Origin of the sequence: Siccirubricoccus soli, assembly GCF_024178315.1 — a bacterium.
Classification (GTDB): domain Bacteria; phylum Pseudomonadota; class Alphaproteobacteria; order Acetobacterales; family Acetobacteraceae; genus Siccirubricoccus; species Siccirubricoccus soli.
Genome location: NZ_JAMZIK010000071.1, coordinates 37,870 through 54,939, shown reverse-complemented (window position 1 = coordinate 54,939; position 17,070 = coordinate 37,870). Strand labels below are relative to the sequence as shown.

At 72.0% G+C, this 17,070-nt stretch carries 17 protein-coding genes; 10 read left to right on the top strand and 7 right to left on the bottom strand.

Translation table 11 applies throughout. From position 1 onward, the window contains the following. Nucleotides 1-131: 131 nt before the first annotated feature. Nucleotides 132-731, bottom strand: a complete 600-nt coding sequence (locus NJ376_RS12310) for a carboxymuconolactone decarboxylase family protein (protein WP_252953561.1) — start codon at nt 729-731, stop codon at nt 132-134. A gap of 200 nt (nt 732-931) precedes the next feature. Between NJ376_RS12310 and NJ376_RS12305 the strand changes: the two genes are divergently transcribed. From NJ376_RS12305 to NJ376_RS12275, 7 genes are all read left to right on the top strand, one after another. Continuing rightward, nucleotides 932-1,846: an ABC transporter permease subunit gene (locus tag NJ376_RS12305; protein ID WP_252953560.1), complete on the top strand. Its 915-nt coding sequence runs from the start codon at nt 932-934 to the stop codon at nt 1,844-1,846. 115 nt (nt 1,847-1,961) lie between these two features. Beyond that, nucleotides 1,962-3,254 (top strand): high-affinity branched-chain amino acid ABC transporter permease LivM, encoded by a 1,293-nt coding sequence (gene livM / locus NJ376_RS12300; protein ID WP_252953559.1) that lies wholly within the window; start codon nt 1,962-1,964, stop codon nt 3,252-3,254. After that, complete coding sequence (locus tag NJ376_RS12295; RefSeq protein ID WP_252953558.1) at nt 3,254-4,063, top strand: ABC transporter ATP-binding protein; 810 nt, start codon at nt 3,254-3,256, stop codon at nt 4,061-4,063. The genes livM and NJ376_RS12295 overlap by 1 nt, the downstream gene beginning before the upstream one ends. A 38-nt stretch (nt 4,064-4,101) precedes the next feature. Continuing rightward, nucleotides 4,102-4,839 (top strand): ABC transporter ATP-binding protein, encoded by a 738-nt coding sequence (locus tag NJ376_RS12290; protein WP_252953615.1) that lies wholly within the window; start codon nt 4,102-4,104, stop codon nt 4,837-4,839. Between the two features lie 99 nt (nt 4,840-4,938). Continuing rightward, entirely contained in the window at nt 4,939-6,048 is a 1,110-nt protein-coding gene (locus tag NJ376_RS12285; RefSeq protein ID WP_252953557.1) for a branched-chain amino acid ABC transporter substrate-binding protein, read from the top strand. A 216-nt stretch (nt 6,049-6,264) separates the two neighbouring features. Beyond that, entirely contained in the window at nt 6,265-7,254 is a 990-nt protein-coding gene (locus tag NJ376_RS12280; protein WP_252953556.1) for a tripartite tricarboxylate transporter substrate binding protein, read from the top strand. A gap of 365 nt (nt 7,255-7,619) precedes the next feature. Continuing rightward, nucleotides 7,620-7,946, top strand: a complete 327-nt coding sequence (locus tag NJ376_RS12275; protein WP_252953555.1) for a hypothetical protein — start codon at nt 7,620-7,622, stop codon at nt 7,944-7,946. A 430-nt stretch (nt 7,947-8,376) separates the two neighbouring features. Here NJ376_RS12275 and NJ376_RS12270 read toward each other — a convergent pair whose 3' ends face one another. The 3 genes from NJ376_RS12270 to NJ376_RS12260 all read right to left on the bottom strand — a co-directional run bounded on the left by NJ376_RS12270 (nt 8,377) and on the right by NJ376_RS12260 (nt 11,365). Then, the gene (locus tag NJ376_RS12270) at nt 8,377-8,883 is read right to left on the bottom strand and encodes a flavin reductase (RefSeq protein WP_252953554.1); all 507 of its coding nucleotides are present in this window, start codon (nt 8,881-8,883) and stop codon (nt 8,377-8,379) included. An 88-nt stretch (nt 8,884-8,971) separates the two neighbouring features. After that, nucleotides 8,972-10,423, bottom strand: coding sequence for an MFS transporter (locus NJ376_RS12265; RefSeq protein ID WP_252953553.1), 1,452 nt, complete (start codon nt 10,421-10,423; stop codon nt 8,972-8,974). 252 nt (nt 10,424-10,675) lie between these two features. Beyond that, nucleotides 10,676-11,365, bottom strand: a complete 690-nt coding sequence (locus NJ376_RS12260; RefSeq protein WP_252953552.1) for a DUF3047 domain-containing protein — start codon at nt 11,363-11,365, stop codon at nt 10,676-10,678. Nucleotides 11,366-11,414: 49 nt separating this feature from the next. On the opposite strand from NJ376_RS12260, the gene NJ376_RS12255 reads away from it, so the two are divergent. Next, nucleotides 11,415-12,116, top strand: a complete 702-nt coding sequence (locus tag NJ376_RS12255) for a dienelactone hydrolase family protein (RefSeq protein ID WP_252953551.1) — start codon at nt 11,415-11,417, stop codon at nt 12,114-12,116. Between the two features lie 188 nt (nt 12,117-12,304). Continuing rightward, nucleotides 12,305-13,105, top strand: a complete 801-nt coding sequence (locus NJ376_RS12250) for an enoyl-CoA hydratase/isomerase family protein (RefSeq protein WP_252953550.1) — start codon at nt 12,305-12,307, stop codon at nt 13,103-13,105. Between the two features lie 187 nt (nt 13,106-13,292). Here the strand turns inward: NJ376_RS12250 and NJ376_RS12245 are convergent, their stop codons facing one another. Beyond that, nucleotides 13,293-14,123, bottom strand: coding sequence for a tetratricopeptide repeat protein (locus tag NJ376_RS12245; protein WP_252953549.1), 831 nt, complete (start codon nt 14,121-14,123; stop codon nt 13,293-13,295). 45 nt (nt 14,124-14,168) lie between these two features. On the opposite strand from NJ376_RS12245, the gene NJ376_RS12240 reads away from it, so the two are divergent. Further along, a complete protein-coding gene (locus tag NJ376_RS12240; protein ID WP_252953548.1) occupies nt 14,169-15,059 on the top strand; it encodes a Rossmann-fold NAD(P)-binding domain-containing protein in 891 nt (296 codons plus the stop codon). Here NJ376_RS12240 and NJ376_RS12235 read toward each other — a convergent pair. Together NJ376_RS12235 and NJ376_RS12230 are read right to left on the bottom strand one after the other, a co-directional pair. Then, on the bottom strand, nt 15,015-15,770 hold the full coding sequence (locus tag NJ376_RS12235) for an alpha/beta hydrolase (RefSeq protein ID WP_252953547.1): 756 nt from the start codon (nt 15,768-15,770) through the stop codon (nt 15,015-15,017). The two genes, NJ376_RS12240 and NJ376_RS12235, sit on opposite strands and share 45 nt — an antisense overlap. Next, on the bottom strand, nt 15,767-16,936 hold the full coding sequence (locus tag NJ376_RS12230) for a fumarylacetoacetate hydrolase family protein (RefSeq protein WP_252953546.1): 1,170 nt from the start codon (nt 16,934-16,936) through the stop codon (nt 15,767-15,769). The genes NJ376_RS12235 and NJ376_RS12230 overlap by 4 nt, the downstream gene beginning before the upstream one ends. Nucleotides 16,937-17,070: the final 134 nt, after the last annotated feature.

Here is a 17,070-nt window from a genome sequence, read left to right as displayed (position 1 = left end):
GGCGGGGCCGGGAGGGGCAAAGCCCCTCCCGACGCACCCCTTTCAGCAGTCCGAGGATCCGGCCCTTATCCGCCCAGGGCGCGCCCGCGATGCCCACTCCGGCGTGCGGCGAAGAGCCGGGCCGCGGTCCCTCAGCCCAGCGGCTTCAGCGGCTCCGCCACCCCCGGCGGCAGCGGCACCTGCGCCACGTTCAGCGTCATCCCCACCGCCACGTAGTAGCCGCTGACGGCGATGAGATCGATGATGCCGTTCTCCCCGAACCGCGCCTTGGTCTGTTCGTAGGTGGCGTCGGAGACGGTGCGGGTGCGGTACAGCTCCGTGCAGAATTCCCAGATGATCCGCTGGTCCTCCGTCATCCCGTCCGGCTTCCTGCCCTCCGCGATCGCTGCCGCGATGGCGGGCGGCAGCCCGGCCTTCATGGCCAGGATGTGGTGGGCGTACCATTCATACTGCGCCGACCATTCCCGCGCCGTGATCAGGATGGCCATCTCGTTCAGGTCGGGCGGGATGGAGGAGTTGAAGCGCAGATACTCGCCAAGAAGCTGGAAGCGTTCCGCCACCACCGGGCTGCGCAGCATGGCGTTGAAGGGGCCGCGGATGCCGCCGCGCGGCCCGCCGGCGATGCCGGCCGCGACGCGCTTCTGCTCCTCCGTCATCTGCTCCGGCGGTAGAGGCGGCAGGCGGCCACCGCCCTTGCCGCTATCGGCGGGCAGCCCGGTGTCGCTCGGCATGGCATCCTCCCTTTTCGGTTCGCCGGGGATCATCGCCGCCCCGGGGCGATGCGGCAAGCTGCCCGGCCCGGCGGCGTTCTGCCGCCCGTCAAGGCGCCCGCCGGGCCGGACCGCCATTTTCTTTCCTTGCCGGCCGTTTACGCCCTGGCGCGATCTGCTCTAGCCTCCCCGGGACAGGGAATGGCTGCCGGGAGAACCGCTTGGCCTATGCGCTGCAGCAGCTGATCAACGGGATCAGCCTGGGGATGATCTACGGCCTCATCGCCGTGGGTTACACCATGGTCTACGGCATCATCGGCATGATCAATTTCGCCCATGGCGATGTGTTCATGGTGGGGGCCTTCGTCGCCTTGATCTCGCTGCTGCTGCTGCAGGCCGGGGGCGTGCTGGACGGGCCGGCGGCGATCCTCGTCATGCTGCTGGTCTCCATGGCCATCACCGCGCTCTATGGCTGGACGGCGGAGCGGGTGGCCTACCGGCCGCTGCGCGGCAGCTTCCGCCTGGCGCCGCTCATCACCGCCATCGGGCTGTCCATCGTCCTGCAGAATTTCGTCCAGGTCAGCCAGGGCGCCCGGCCGAAGCCGACCGAGACCCTGCTGCCCGGCGGGTGGGAGGTGATGCGGGACGGCGCCTTCGTGGTGCAATTCTCCTACAGCCAGATGCTCATCATCGGCATCACCCTGGCGGTGCTCGCGGTGTTCACCGTGCTGGTCACCCGCACCCCGCTCGGCCGCGCCATGCGGGCCTGCGAGCAGGACCGGAAGATGGCGGCGCTGCTCGGCATCGACACGGACCGCACCATCAGCCTCACCTTCGTCATCGGCGCGGCGCTGGCCGCCGTGGCAGGCACCATGTACCTGCTGCGCTACGGCGTGATCGATTTCTACATCGGCTTCCTGGCCGGGGTGAAAGCCTTCACCGCCGCGGTGCTGGGCGGCATCGGCAGCCTGCCGGGCGCGGTGCTGGGCGGGTTGCTGATCGGCCTGATCGAGACCTTCTGGTCGGCCTATTTCAGCGTCCAGTACAAGGATGTCGCGGCCTTCTCCGTCCTGGTGCTGACCTTGATCTTCCTCCCCACCGGCCTGCTCGGCCGGCAGGAGGTGGAGAAGGTATGAGCCCCACCCGACCGCCGGAGGGCGAGCAGCTGGGCGCCGGGGGCGCGATGCGGCTGGGCCGCACGGTGCCGCCCACCGCAGGCAGGCGCCTGCAGGCAGCGGGGGCGTGACGCGGATGGGCAGGACGAACCCCGTCGCCGCCGTGAAGGATGCGGCGCTGGCCGCCCTCGTCGCCTTCGGCCTCTTCGCCATGATGGTCGGGCTGCGGACCGAGATCGGGCCCGAGGGCGCGCTGGTGCTGCGCCAGCGCTGGGGGGATGTGGCGATCCTCTGCGGCCTCGTCTTCCTCGGCCGGCTGCTGCTGACGCTCTGGCTCGGCCGCCGGCGCGTCGCCGCCTCCACCAAACCGGGGCGCTGGACGGCGCGGCTGCAGCAGGCGGGGCGCCTGTTTGCCCCGGCCATGCTGGCGGTGGCGCTGACGCTGCCGGTGCTCTCGGGCGGGGACCGCTACATCCTCGACCTCGGCATCCTGGTGCTGACCTATGTCATGCTCGGCTGGGGGCTGAACATCGTGGTCGGGCTCGCCGGGCTGCTCGACCTCGGCTATGTCGCCTTCTACGGCATCGGCGCCTATTCCTATGCGCTGCTCGCCACGGAATTCGGCCTCTCCTTCTGGCTCTGCCTGCCGCTCGCCGGCATCCTCGCCGCCTTCTGGGGCGTGCTGCTGGGCTTTCCCGTGCTCCGGCTGCGCGGCGACTACCTGGCCATTGTGACGCTCGCCTTCGGCGAGATCATCCGCGTGGTGCTGCTGAACTGGGTGAGCCTGACCGGCGGCCCGAACGGCATCGCCGGCATCCCCCGCCCCAGCTTCTTCGGCCTGCCCTTCAGCGCGGCGGGCGGGGAGGGGAGCTTCGCCGGCTTCTTCGGGCTGGAGCCCTCGCCGAGCCACCGCGTCATCTTCCTCTACTACCTGATCCTCGGCCTCGCCCTGCTGACGAACTGGGTCACCATCCGGCTGCGCCGCCAGCCCCTCGGCCGCGCCTGGGAGGCGCTGCGGGAGGATGAGATCGCCTGCCGGGCGCTCGGCATCAACGTGACGGTGACGAAGCTCTCCGCCTTCGCCATCGGCGCCATGTTCGGCGGCTTCGCCGGCGCCTTCTTCGCCACCCGCCAGGCCTTCGTCAGCCCGGAGAGCTTCACCTTCATCGAGAGCGCCATCATCCTCGCGATCGTCGTCCTCGGCGGGCTCGGCAGCCAAGTGGGCGTCGCCGTCGCCGCCCTGGTGATGATCGGCGGGTTCGAGGTGTTCCGCGATCTCGGTGACTACCGCATGCTGGTCTTCGGCGGTGCCATGGTCGTCATCATGGTGCTCCGGCCGCGCGGCCTGGTCGGCACCCGCACCCCTTCCATCGCCCTTGGCGAGAAGCGCGCCATCAGCGGGGAGCTGGTGGGGGAGGGGCATGGCTGATGCTGCTGCAAGTGCAGGATGTGACGATGCGCTTCGGCGGCCTCACCGCCGTGGACCGCGTGACCTTCGCCGCCGCCGCGGGGCAGATCACCGCCCTCATCGGCCCGAACGGTGCGGGCAAGACCACGCTGTTCAACTGCATCACCGGCTTCTACCGGCCGAGCGGGGGCGCCATCCTGCTGCATCCCCCCGGGGCCGAGACGGGCGCGGCGCCCGTCGCGCTGCACCGGCTGGCCGGCCACCGCATCGCCCGCGCCGGCGTGGCACGCACCTTCCAGAACATCCGCCTCTTCCCCGGCATGACGGCGCTGGAGAACCTGCTGGTCGCGCAGCACAACGCGCTGATGGCGACCACCGGCTGGGGCATCGGCGCGGTGCTTGGCCTTTCCCGCTACCCGGCGGCGGAGCGCGCGGCGGTGGAGAAGGCGAAGCAGTGGCTGCAGGCGACGCAATTGCTGGACCGCGCCGATGATCCCGCCGGCGCGCTGCCCTATGGCGCGCAAAGGCGGCTGGAGATCGCGCGCGCCATGTGCACCTCCCCGGACGGGCCGGCGCTGCTCTGCCTGGATGAGCCGGCGGCGGGGCTGAATCCGCGCGAATCGGAGGAGCTGGCGAAGCTGCTGCTGCAGATCCGTGCGGGGGGCACCTCCATCCTGCTGATCGAGCACGATATGGGCGTGGTGATGCGCATCAGCGACCGGGTGGTGGTGCTGGACCATGGCCAGCGCATCGCCGACGGCCCGCCCGCCGAGGTGCGCGCCGACCCCAGGGTGATCGCCGCCTATCTGGGCGAGGAGGAGGTAGAGTGACCGCGTCCGATGACCGGAGCGGCGCAGGCCGCGGAGGTCTGAATCGGCCGCATCAGGCGACCGCGCCCCTTCTCGAAGTCGATGGCCTCTCCGCCGCCTATGGCGCGGTGCAGGCCCTCACCGACGTCTCCCTGCAGGTGATGCCGGGGGAGATCGTGACGCTGATCGGCGCCAATGGCGCCGGCAAATCCACCCTGCTGATGACCCTGTGCGGCGAGCCGAAGCCCCGCGCCGGCCGCGTGGTGCTGGCCGGCGAGGACATCACCGGCGCCCCCACCCACGCCATCATGCGCCGCGGCGTCGCGCAATCGCCGGAAGGCCGCCGCGTCTTCCCCCGCATGACGGTGCGGGAGAACCTGCTGATGGGCGCCGAGGCGCTGACGCGGGGCGACCCCACGCCGCAATTGGAACGCGTCTTCGTCCTCTTCCCCCGGTTGAAGGAACGCCTGGCCCAGCGTGGCGGCACGCTTTCGGGCGGGGAGCAGCAGATGCTGGCCATCGGCCGCGCCCTGATGTCCAGGCCGCGGCTGCTGCTGCTGGACGAGCCCTCGCTCGGCCTCGCCCCGCTGGTGGTGAAGCAGATCTTCGAGGCGATCCGCGCCCTGAACGCCGAGACCGGCCTGACCGTGCTGCTGGTGGAGCAGAACGCCTTCCAGGCGCTGCGGCTGGCGCATCGGGGCTATGTGCTGGTCAATGGCCGCATCACCATGGCCGGCACCGGGCAGGAGCTGCTGGCGCGGCCGGAGATCCGCGCGGCCTATCTCGGCGGGCACTAGGCCCCTCTGCCCTCGCAACCCGTTGGAACTGCGCAACCCTCTGACGTAAGCTTCGCGCCACGCCGCCCGCCGAGGCGGCCCACCAGGGAGAGCAAGGACATGTTGACCCGCCGCGGCCTCGTCGCCGCCTCCGCCGGCCTCGCCATCGCTACCGAATCGCTGGCCCAGGGCTCCGGCCCCATCCGCATCGCCTGCGCCGGTCCGCTCACCGGCTCCAACGCCGCGGCGGGAGACCAGATGAAGACCGGCGCCCAGCAGGCGGTGGAGGATTTCAACCGCGCCGGCGGCGTGCTCGGCCGCCAGCTCGCGCTCGAGCTGGGCGACGATGCCTGCGACCCGCGCCAGGCCGTTTCCGTCGCCAACCAGATGGCCGGGCGGCGCGTGGTCATGGTCGCCGGGCATTACTGCTCCGGCAGTTCCATCCCCGCCAGCAAGGTCTATGCGGAGGAGGGCGTGCTGCAGATCAGCCCGGCCAGCACCAATCCGCGCTACACGGATGAGGGCAGCTGGAACACCTTCCGCACCTGCGGCCGGGACGACCAGCAGGGCCAGATCGCCGGCAAGTACATCGCCGAGAATTTCAAGGGCAAGCGCGTCGCCATCCTCCATGACAACCAAGCCTACGGCAAGGGCCTGGCGGAGGAGACCAAGAAGGCGATGAACGCCGCCGGGATGCAGGAAGCGCTCTTCGCCGCCTACAACCCCGGGGAGCGCGACTACAACGCCCTCGTCTCCCGCCTCAAGGGCGCGAATATCGAGGTGATGTACATCGGCGGCTACTACACCGAAGCCGGCCTCATCCTGCGCCAGGCGAAGGAGCAGGGCATGCCGGTGACGCTGATCGGCGGCGACGCGCTGGTGACGCGCGATTTCTGGCAGATCACCGGCGCCGCCGGCGAGGGCGCGCTGATGACCTTCAGCTCCGACCCCCGCACCCGGCCGAGCGCGGCGGACGTGGTGGCACGCTTCAAGGCGAAGAACATCGATCCGGAGGGCTATGTCCTCTACACCTATGCCGCGGTGCAGATCTGGGCGGCGGCGGCGGCGAAGATCAACAGCATCGACCCGCGCAAGGTGGCGGAGGCGATGAAGGCGCAGGGCCCGTGGCAGACGGTGCTCGGCCCCATCAGCTTCGACCGCAAGGGCGATGTGACGGTGCCGGACTACGTCTTCTACATCTGGCGCAACGGCAGCTACGCGCAGATCTGAGGCGGAGGACCAGGCGGCTCCGCCCGTTGGCGGCAGCGCCACGCGGCGGACTCAGGGCGGGGCCCGGGGGGAAGCCCTTCCCCCCGGTGGTGGTCTGGGGGCAAAGCCCCCATCCGCGACGGGATCGTAAAGGCGCCGCCGGCGCGGTTTCCCCTCCACCCGAATCCGGTACTCTTCCCGGGCAACGGCCGGCATACCGGCCAAGGGAGAGAGACGATGCCGGAATTCGCCCCTTCGCGGCGGCAGGCGTTGCGCCTTGCTGCGCTCGCCGCCCCTGTCCTTGCCGCACGCCCCGGCCGCGCCGCCGGCTTTCCGGACCGGCCCATCCGCCTGATCATCCCCTGGGCCGCCGGCGGATCGACCGATGCGCAGATGCGCACCATGTGCGAGATCGCCGCCCGGCATCTCGGCCAGCCCATCGTCATCGAGAACCGCCCCGGCGCCCGCGGCACCTTCGCCGCCAGCATCCTCCACACCCAGGCGCGGCCGGATGGCTACACCATCGGCCAGATCCACCAGGGCGTGCTCAGCCACCCCTTCATGACCCGCTCCGCCACCTGGGATTCGCTGAACGACTTCACCTACATCCTGGCCATCACCGGTTATCTCTCGGGGATCGTGGTGCGCGAGGACTCGCCGGTCCGCGACTGGCCCGGGCTGATGGCGCATATGCGTGCCAATCCCGGCCAGGTCTCGGTCGGCACCTCCGGCGTCGGCGGCGCCAGCCACCTCGTCATCTCCCAGCTTTTCGAGAAGGAGAAGGTGACCTATCTGCACGTGCCCTATCGCGGCGTGGCGGAGACGACGACGGCGCTGCTCTCCGGCCAGGTGGACGCCGTGGCGGACAGCAGCGGCTGGGCCCCGCATGTCGAGGCGGGGCGGATGCGGCTGCTGGCGGTCTGGGCGAATGAGCGGCCGAAGCGCTTCCCGGACGTGCCCTCCATCCGCGAATTCGGCCATGATGTCGGCGGCATCGCGCCCTATGGGCTGGCCGGCCCGAAGGGCATGGACCCGGAGGTGACGGCGCGGCTGCACGACGCCTTCAAGGCCGCGCTGTACGACCCGCAGCACCTGGCGGTGCTGGAGCGCTACGACATGCCGGTGCTGTACATGACCGGCGAGGAGTACCGCGCCTGGAACGCCGCCCGCCTGCCGGTGGAGCGCGACCTCATCCGCCGCCTCGGCATCAGCTTCGAGGGCGGCTGAGGCGGAACGCCGGCCCAGCGGGCAGGGGCCGGCGGCCGCTTTCCGGGGCCACCTGTCGCCGATCCAGCCGAAGATGCGGTCATCCCGCCTGCCGGGACGCTTCCTGCCCCGGCCGACAACCGGGCCATGCTCCGCGGAGCGGAGTGGAACGCCGCCGCGGCGCGGGCTTGGCAGGGCAGGGCAGGGCAGGGAGGTTCCCGGCCGTGGCTGGGCGTACGAATCGCGTGCGACTAACTCGGGAGTGACTCAAGCGCATGGCAGCCATGCGATGTTGTCTATCGCGTGCGATCTAATCGCTGCCTAAGTAGGAACCAACAAGGCGGCGCCTTCGGAGCTTCCGGGCGCCCCATCCTACGGAGACAGCCATGTTCCGCACCGCGATCCTTGCCTCCGCCCTGGCCCTGGCCGCCTTTGGCGGCGCCCAGGCCGCCCCTCGCCTGGTCGGCGGCGGCGACAACGCCGAGGTGGTCTATGACGCCCCCAGCGCGAACCTCGCCGGCGGCGGCACCGCGCAGCTCCTCGGCGGCGGCGATGACAGCCGCCTGATCTATACCGGCCCGGTGGTGACCGCGCCCCGCACCGGCCTTGCCGCCCGGCTGGTCGGCGGCGGCCGGGACCACCAGCTGGTCTATGGCGATCAGGGCACGGGCGGCGCCAACCTCGCCGGCAGCCCGGCCCGTCACGGCGGCTGAGCCCTCCCCTCGGCCTGCCGCTGGCTGAGCGCCCCCCTCTCAGCCAGCCGACCAGCCGCGCGAGGCCGCACGCCTCGCGCGGCTGGCGCAATTCCAACCCGTTCCGCCGCCCGGAGCCAGATCCGGAGCAGGCTGCGACCTGACCGATCACGCCGCGATCCATCAGGTCGGAGATAAGCTGCTCCGGTGCTTGCGGCGGCCCCATCGCCGCCCCATCTAGGGGTCAGTCGTCAACAACCGAAAGGAGGTGATCCAGTGTCTCATTGCCATACGCCGCGTGCCCTGCCTGCGGCCTGGATCATCGTCTCCGCCACTGCGGGGATGGCTTCCTGAGCTGAGCCGGCCGGCAACGGCTGACGCAATGGGAAGGCCCGGGCGGCGACGCCCGGGCCTTCCGCATATCCGGGCCCCGAAGGCCCGCCCCGAGGGCCTACCCCGCCGTTGCCGCCTTGCCCACCGGGTGGTAGTCGCGGCCGAAATAGATCAGCCCGTGGTCGTGCACGCTGCCGGCGCGGATGCCCTGCACCTCGCCGAAGACGACGAGATGCGTTCCCTTCTCGACGACATCCACCACCTTGCAGTCGAAGCTCACCACCGCGCCCTGCAGCACCGGCGCGCCGGTGGCCAGCGTCGCCCAGGTGCCGGCCTCGAAGCGTTCCAGCATGGTGCATTTGGTCACGCCGGCGAAGACCATGGCGGTATCCTTCTGCCCGGCCGCCACCACGTTCACGCAGACATTGCCATTGGCCTTCAGCGCCGGCGCCGCGGTGGCGTTGCGGTTCATGCAGACCAGCAGGGTCGGCGGCTCGTCCGTCACGCTGCACACCGCGCTGGCGGTGAAGCCGCCGCGGCCGCCCGGGCCGTCCGTGGTGATGATGTTCACCGCCGCGCCCAGCCGCGCCATGGCGTCGCGGAAATCCTGCTTGCTCACCGTCATCTCGGCCTGCCCCGTAGCTTCCGGCAAAAGTTAAGCACGTGCCCGGCCCCAGGAAACCCCATCCCCGGCCCTGGCCCGCGCCCCGCCGTCACCGGGCGCGGGAGAGCGGCGGCGCCACATCCTCCAGCGAGCGCCCTTCCGCCGCGAAGCCGAGGCGCCATTCCGTCGCCGCCGCCAGCAGCATCAGCGCCGCCGCCAGCAGATAGCCCCAGAGGATGTCGAACCGCTCCCCACCCTCGATCAGCCAGCCGAACAGCGCCGGCCCCACCACCCCGCCCATGGCGGTGCCGAGGGCGTAGAACAGCGCGATCGCCATGGCCCGCATCTCCAGCGGGAAGCTCTCGCCCACTGTGAGATAGGCCGCCGAGGCCGCCGCCGAGGCGAAGAAGAAGATCACCGTCCAGGCCGCCGTCTGTTCCCAGGCGGAGAGCCAGCCCGCGGCGAAGGCCGCGCCGGTCGCCGCCATCAGCAGCCCGGCGAGGGCATAGGTCGCGGTGATCATCGGCTTCCGCCCGACGGTGTCGAAGAACCGCCCCAGCAGCAGCGGCCCGGCGAGATTGCCGAGGGCGAAGGGCAGCATGAACCAGCCCACCTCGGCGGCCGGGATGCCGTAGAACTTCGTCAGCACCAGCGCATAGGTGAAGAAGACGGCATTGTAGCAGAAGGCCTGGCAGGACATCAGCACCAGCCCGAGCACCGCCCGGTCGCGATGCGTGGCGAACATGGCGTGCCAGACGTCGGCCAGGGCGGCATGGCCGCGGCGGTGGAAGATGGTGGGGCCGCCGGTCAGCGGGGGCAGGGACCCGTGCCGCGCCGCCACCTCCCGCTCGATCTGTCCCACCACCGTCTCCGCTTCCTCGGCCCGGCCATGCAGCATCAGCCAGCGCGGGCTTTCCGGCAGGTGGCGCCGCAGCAGCAGGACGATGAGCGCCAGCGCGCCCCCCACCACGAAGGCGGCGCGCCAGCCGATCTCGGGGTCGATCAGCGCCGGGTCCAGCACCACCAGCGCCGCGACGGCGCCGATCGCCGCCCCGCCCCAGAAGGTGCCGTTCACCGCAAGGTCCGTGGTGCCGCGCAGCCGCGCCGGGATCAGCTCCTGGATCGCGGAATTCACCGCCGCGTATTCCCCGCCGATCCCCGCCCCGGTCAGCGCCCGGCACAGCGCGAAGCTCCAGAAATCCCAGGTGAAGCCGGTGGCGATGCTGGCTGCCATGTAGAGCATCAGGGTGATGAAGAAGAGCCGCCGCCGCCCGATCCGGTCCGCCAGCCAGCCGAAGAACAGCGCGCCGCTCACCGCGCCGATGAGATAGGCGGAGGCGCTGAGCCCGATCTGCGTCTCGCTCAGCGCCAGCGTCGGGCTCTGATGGATGGCGCCGGCCAGGCTGCCGACCAGCGTCACCTCCAGCCCGTCCAGGATCCAGGTGATGCCGAGGGCGATGACGACCCGCCAATGGAAGCCGCTGAAGGGCAGCCGGTCCAGCCTTGCCGGGATATCGGTCTGGAACCGTTCGCCCGTATCCGTCCCTGGCGTATCGCGCATGCGCACCTCCGTCGGGCAGAACGCCGGCGGGCGGAATGGTTGCGGGCGGATGGAGAGGGGCGGAGGCCTCGCCCATTCGCTGTCCGAGAAGGTGAGGCACAGCCGCGCCCGCGCGCCTGCCGCACCACCGCTGCGCCAGCGCTCTCTGGCGGGGCCATGGGGCACCCGGCGGAGTTACGCCGCCCGCTGCCCTGCCGCGGCTCTACCGTGGCAGGCGGTGCGACACCTCAAGCACTCGGCGAAGGAGGGCATCTAGCGGCATGGCCCGAAGCGGATCGCCTCCACCCGCGCCTCCAGCCGGCTCGCCGTATCCTCCGCATCGGTGCCGATGACCAGCTCCTGCAAGGGCGGCGGCTCCCCGCCGAAGCTCGCGCGCCAGGCCGCGGCGAGGTCCACCCTTTCCTCGAACCAGCGGCCGCGCGGCGCATCGGCCGGGCGCAGCACCCAGGCCTTGCCGAGCCCGGCCATGTAGGGGCTGGGAAAGGGCCTCGGCTCCCGCCCCGTGCCGCCCCAGACGAAAAGCACCACGCTGCGCGGCAAGGGGTGGCTGCCCGCCGCGGCCTGGGCGACGGCGTGCTGGCTGCGCTGCCAGAGCGTGGCCTGCGGCGGCCAGCCCGCGAAGCCGATACCGAGGGACAGGGCGCGGTCATCGCCGCCGCGCCGGGTGAGGTCGGTCGGCGGCGGACCATGGTCCACCCGCCAGCGCCAGCTCAGGCATTGCGCCGGGCCCTGCACCGGGCGCCAGATGAAGCTGCCCTGGCCCTGGCCCTCCACCAGCACGCCGCCCTCCGGCAGCGGGCGGAACCGTGCCGGCGGCAGGCCATGCCATTCCGCATGGCGCCAGCCCGCCTCTTCCAGCGCGGTGGGCAGATGCACGGAGCCGGCCCCGGTCAGCAGGCCAGCGGCAATTGTCACGGCGAGGGACGTGGCAAGCTGGCGCATGGGTGGTTAGATGCCTGCCCGGACGCCCGGGACAAGGAGGGGATGCGCAATGGCCGAGATCAAGATCAGCGCGAGCGATGGCAGCGGCAGCTTCGCGGCCTATCTGGCGATGCCGAAGACGAAGCCCGCGGGCGCCGTGGTGATGATCCAGGAGATCTTCGGGGTGAACGCCACCATGCGCGCGCTGAGCGACTGGGTGGCGGAGATGGGCTTCATCGCCGTCAGCCCCGACCTCTTCTGGCGGCAGCAGGCAGGCGTGCAGCTCGACCCCGATGCCGGCCAGGACCAATGGGACAAGGCCTTCGCGCTGATGAAGGGCATGGACCAGGACAAGGCGATCGAGGACATCCAGGCGACCATCGCCGCGGCGCGCAAGCTGGACGGCGCCTCCGGCAAGGTGGCGACGATGGGCTTCTGCCTCGGCGGCCGGCTGGTGTTCATGGCGGCGGCGCGCACCGATGCGGAGGCGCATGTCAGCTACTACGGCGTCGGCCTCGAAGGCCTGCTGGGCGAGGCCGGCAAGATCAAGGCGCCGACCATCCTGCATATCGCCGAGAAGGACAAATTCGTCCCGCCCGAGGCGCAGGCGAAGATCCTCGATGGGCTGAAGGGCCATCCGCAGGTGCAGGCCTATGTCTATCCCGGCGTGGACCACGCCTTCGCGCGCATGGGCGGGCATTCCTGGGACGCCCGCGCGGCGACCATCGCCAATGGGCGGACGGCGGAGCTGCTGGCCAAGGTGCTCGGCTGATCCCAGGAGGGGCTTTGCCCCTCCCGGACCCACCCCACCAAAGGCCGAAGGGCCTTTGGAAGCCACGAGTTCAGGCACGTGGGTTCGAACAGCGGATTCACGGGTTCAAAGGGCCCTTCGGCCCTTTGCGGGAGGGAGTTCGAGGGAGGGCAGCGTCCTCCCTCGATACCCAAGGGAGGATAGAGAGCATGGCCGATCACGACCCGCTGCTGGTCACGCGCGAAGGCCCGGTGGTGCGCGCCACCATGAACCGTCCGGAGCGGCGCAACGCGCTGAGCACGGCGATGGGCGAGGCCTGGGATGCGCTGCTGACCGAGCTGGCGGCCGACACCACCGCGCGCGTGCTCGTCATCGGCGGGGCCGGCGGGCATTTCTGCGCCGGGCTCGACCTGACGGAAGTGGCGAGCGACGAGACGCCGGAGCAGAAGCTGGCGCGGCAGACCGTGCGCAACCGTCGCACCGGGCAGCGCTTCCTCGACATTTCCATGCTGCCCCAGGTGGTGATCGCGGCGGTGGAGGGGAGCTGCCATGCCGGGGGCCTCGGCTTCTGCTGCTCCTCGGACATCGCCTTCGCCACCGCCACGGCGCGCTTCGCGGCGCCGGAGGTGCGGCGCGGCCTGGTGCCGGCGCAGATCCTGCCCTGGCTCGCCCGCCGCGCCGGCCGCGCGGCGGTGACGCGGCTGGTGCTGGAAGCCGGCGTGATCGACGCGACGGAGGCCGGGCGGATCGGGCTGGTGCACCAGGTGGTGCCGGATGCCGTGGCGCTGGAAGCGCAGGTGCAGAAGACCATCGCCGCGGTGCTGGAAGGCGCGCCGATGGCGCTGGCCGAGACCAAGGGGCTGCTCGCCGCGCTCGGCCCCGTCTCGCCGGAGGGCTATGCCGAGGCGGGCGCCGCCAGCTTCGCCCGCACGGCATCGAGCCCTGAGGCGGCAGAGGGCATCGCCGCCTTCAAGGCGAAGCGCAAGCCGAGCTGGTCGCCCGCCGCATAGGGACCGGCCCGGGAAGGGGCCCGTGGTGGGCTGACGGCATCGGCCGGCATGCAGCCCCCCTGGCAGGAGCCCGCGTGGCCTGCTGCCCTGCCGCGGCAGGCTGTGCGAGGCTTCGGCACCGGAGCGACTGCGTGGGGCACCACCATGAGGGGCCGCCCGGGGGGCACCACCGGCGCGGCCGGCCGGGCTATCGCCGCTGCGGCCCCGCCTCGTTCAGCGCCAGGTTCTGCAGCGCCAGATCGGCGGTCGGGCTGTCCGGGGCCAGGCTCACCGCCTTCTCCCAATCCTCCCGCGCCCCGGCCACGTCGCCCTTGAGCTGGCGAATGATCCCGCGCTCCAGCAGCGCCTCCGCATTGTCCGGCGCCAGGGCCAGCGCCCGGTCCACATCGCTCGCCGCCTGATCCACCCGGTCCAGCCGGCGCTGCGCCGCGGCGCGGAACACCCAGGCCTCCGCCCGGCTTGGCGCCAGGGCGATCACCCGGTCCACATCCTCCAGCGCCTCGGCATAGCGGCCGAGCGTGCCCAGCGCCACGGCACGGTCCAGCAGCAGGTCCACATCGGCGGGCGCCAGGGTCAGCCCCATGGTGGCGGCGGCGAAGGCGCGGCCGGCCTCGCCCGCCAGCATCCAGGCCTGCACCGCCTGGGCGAACACCGCCGCCCGCGCGCCGCTGCCCGCCCGGCTGACCCGCGCCAGCCCTTCCAGCCGCTCCGCCGCCCGCGGCGCCTCTCCCATGCCCAGCAGGGCCAGCGCGGCGCAATGCCGCGCGCCCTCGCCGCCGCCATTCGCCTCCCAGGCCTCGGCCTGGGCCAGGGCCTCATCGGGGTCGCCGCGCAGCAGGCCGAGGCAGCGCTCATATTCCGGCCCCTGGCTCAGCCGGGGCAGGCTCGGCGGCATGGGCAGCGCCTCATCCGCCGCCTCGGCCGCCGGCCCCTGCATCACCAGGAAGGTGGCGCCGGAGCCAAGGGCCAACGCGGCTGCCAGGGCAGCCCCCAGCAGGACGGAACGGGGTGGGATCACACCGCCAGTCTAGCGGGCGACGATGAAAGATGCCAGATCGGGCACATGACGGTGGCGAGTGCAGCGGAATCGGGCAGGCTGCTCATTGCCGGCCTGGGCTACAGCGGCAGCGCCGTGGCACGGGCAGCGGCGGCGGCCGGCTGGCAGGTGGCCGGCACGGCGCGCGACCCTGCCCGGACCGCGCCGCCCCCCGGCGTTGCCTGCCTGGCCTTTGCCGAGGCCGGCCCGGCGATCCGGGCCGCCACCCATCTCCTCGTCACCGCCGCGCCAGGGGAGGGCGGGGACCCCGTCCTCGCCGCCCATGCGGCGGCGATCCGCGCCGCGCCGGCGCTGCGCTGGATCGGCTACCTCTCCACCACCGGGGTCTATGGCGACCGCGGCGGCGCCTGGGTGGAGGAGACCACCGAGCCCGCCCCCGGCCAGGAGCGCAGCCGGCGCCGGCTGGCCGCCGAGCAGGCCTGGCGCGCGGCTGCCGCCGGCCGGGCGCTGGACCTCTTCCGGGCGGGCGGTATCTACGGCCCCGGCCGCAGCGTGCTGGACGAGCTCCGCGCCGGCACCGCCCGCCGTATCGTGAAGCCCGGCCACGCCTTCGGCCGCATCCACCGCGACGACATCGCCCTGGCCGTGCTGGTGGCGCTGCGCCAGGCGCCGCCGCCCGGGGTGCGCGTGCTGCACCTGGTGGATGACGCGCCCGCCGAAAGCGCCGAGGTCATGGCCGGCGCCGCCGCCCTGCTCGGCCTGGAACCGCCCCCCGCCATCCCCTTCGAGGCGGCCGCCGGGATCATGTCCCCCATGGCGCGCAGCTTCTGGGCGGAGAACCGCAAGGTGGCCAATGCCGCGACCAAGCGGGCCCTCGGCATCGCCTGGCGCTATCCGAGCTGGCGGGAGGGGCTAGAGGCGATCCTCGCCGAGGAGCGCGGCGAGGGTCCGGCGTAGCAGCGCCAGATCCTCGGGGCGGGAGAGGCGGTGATCGCCATCCTTCACCAGTATCACCTGCACATCCGGGGTGGCGAGCTTCGCCGCGACCTCCAGCGAGAGCTGCCAGGGCACGTCCGGATCCTCCTGCCCATGCAGCAGCCGCACCGGCGCCCCGATGGGGATGGGCCCGCCGAGCAGCAGATGGTTCCGCCCTTCCTCCAGCAAATGGCGGGTGATGGGGTAGGGGTCGCCATAGGCGCTCGGCCGGCGCCACATCCCGGTCGCCGCCATCTCGGCCCGCGCCGCCTCGGGCAGGGCGGCCTCGATGCGCGTGACGAAATCCGGCGCGGCGGCGATGCCGATCAGCCCCGCCACCGGCACCAATTGGCGCGCGGCCAGCAGCAGCGCCATCCAGCCGCCCATGGAGGAGCCGACCAGCACCTGCGGCCCCTCGCTCTGCGCCGCGATCACCGCCGCGGCGTCGGCGAGCCAGGTGCCGATGCTGCCCGCCTCGAAGCGCCCGCCGCTCTCGCCATGGCCGCTGTAGTCGAAGCGGAGGAAGGCACGGCCGGTCGCGGCGCACCAGGCGGCCAGCTCGGTCGCCTTGCCGCCCTGCATGTCGCTGTTGAAGCCGGGCAGGAACACCACGCCCGGCCCGCGGCCCCGCAGCCGCCGCCAGGCCAGCGCCACGCCCTCGCGGTGCAGGACGCCGCTTTCCTCCCCGCTCATGTCCGCGGCAGCCCCCGCCGCGCCAAGCTGGCGAACAGCGCGCCGATGCCGAATTCCCAGGGCGGGCAGGCATCCGTCCGGTCCACCTCATTCGCCAGCGCGCCCAGGCGCGGCGAGGCGATGCGCACCACATCGCCCGGCTTGTGGGTGAAGCCCATGCCCGGCGCGCCGCGATCCTTGCTCGGCGAGAAGGGCGTGCCGAGGAACAGCACCGCGCCATCCGGGTAGTGGTGATGCGGCCCGATCAGCTGCGCCACCACATCCTCCGGGTCGCGGCTGATGGCACCCACCGCGCCGGTCTCCGCCAGGGCGAAGCCATCCTCGCCGGTGATGGAGAGCGCGATCTCCGCTTGCCGCACGTCGTCCAGCGAGAAGCCGGCATCGAACAGCCGCAGCACCGGGCCGAGGGCGCAGGAGGCGTTGTTGTCCTTCGCGCGGCCGAGCAGCAGCGCGCTGCGGCCCTCGACGTCGCGCAGGTTCACGTCATTGCCCAGCATGGCGCCGAGGATTTCTCCACGTGCATTCACCGCCAGAACCGCTTCCGGTTCGGGGTTCGACCATTGGCTGTTCGGGTGCACGCCGATCTTCGCCCCCGGCCCGACCGAGGCCATGGGCGGGCACTTCGAAAAGATCTCGGCATCCGGGCCGATGCCGACTTCCAGGTACTGGCTCCACCAGCCCTTCGCCACCAGCGCGGCCTTCAGCGCCATCGCCTCCGCGCTGCCCGGCTTCACCGCGGAGAGATCATCGCCGATGATCCCGCGGACTTCGGCCCGCACCTGCTCGGCCTGGGTCGCATCGCCACGGCAGCGCTCCTCGATGACGCGCTCCAGCATCGACCGCACATAGGTGACGCCGCAGGCCTTCACCGCCTGCAGGTCGATCGGCGCCAGCAGATAGGGCTTCGCGGGGTCGCAGGCGCCATGCGCGCTGTTGGCCAGCGTCGCCGGCAGGTCGAAGGCCAGCGGCACGCCGCGGGCGCGGATGGCGGCGACGGGATCCGGCGCGTTGAACCAGGCGGAGACGGTGCCGAAGGCCGGCGTCATGTCGAAGGCCGCGCCCTGCAGCAGCGCGATGGCGATCGGCCCTTCCGGCGTCATCGCCCGCGCCGCGAAACTTCCCTGGCGCCAATCCTCGGGCAGCGCATTCGCATCCGGCCGCAGCATCGCTTTTCCCCCGTCAAGGCGGGCAGAGTAGCGGGGGGCGGAGATTTCCGAAACTGCCCGGCCCGGCGGCGGCAAGGCCCGGCGGATGCGGCGAAAGGGCAGGGGGCGCCAGTCATGGAGCGTGATCGGTCGAG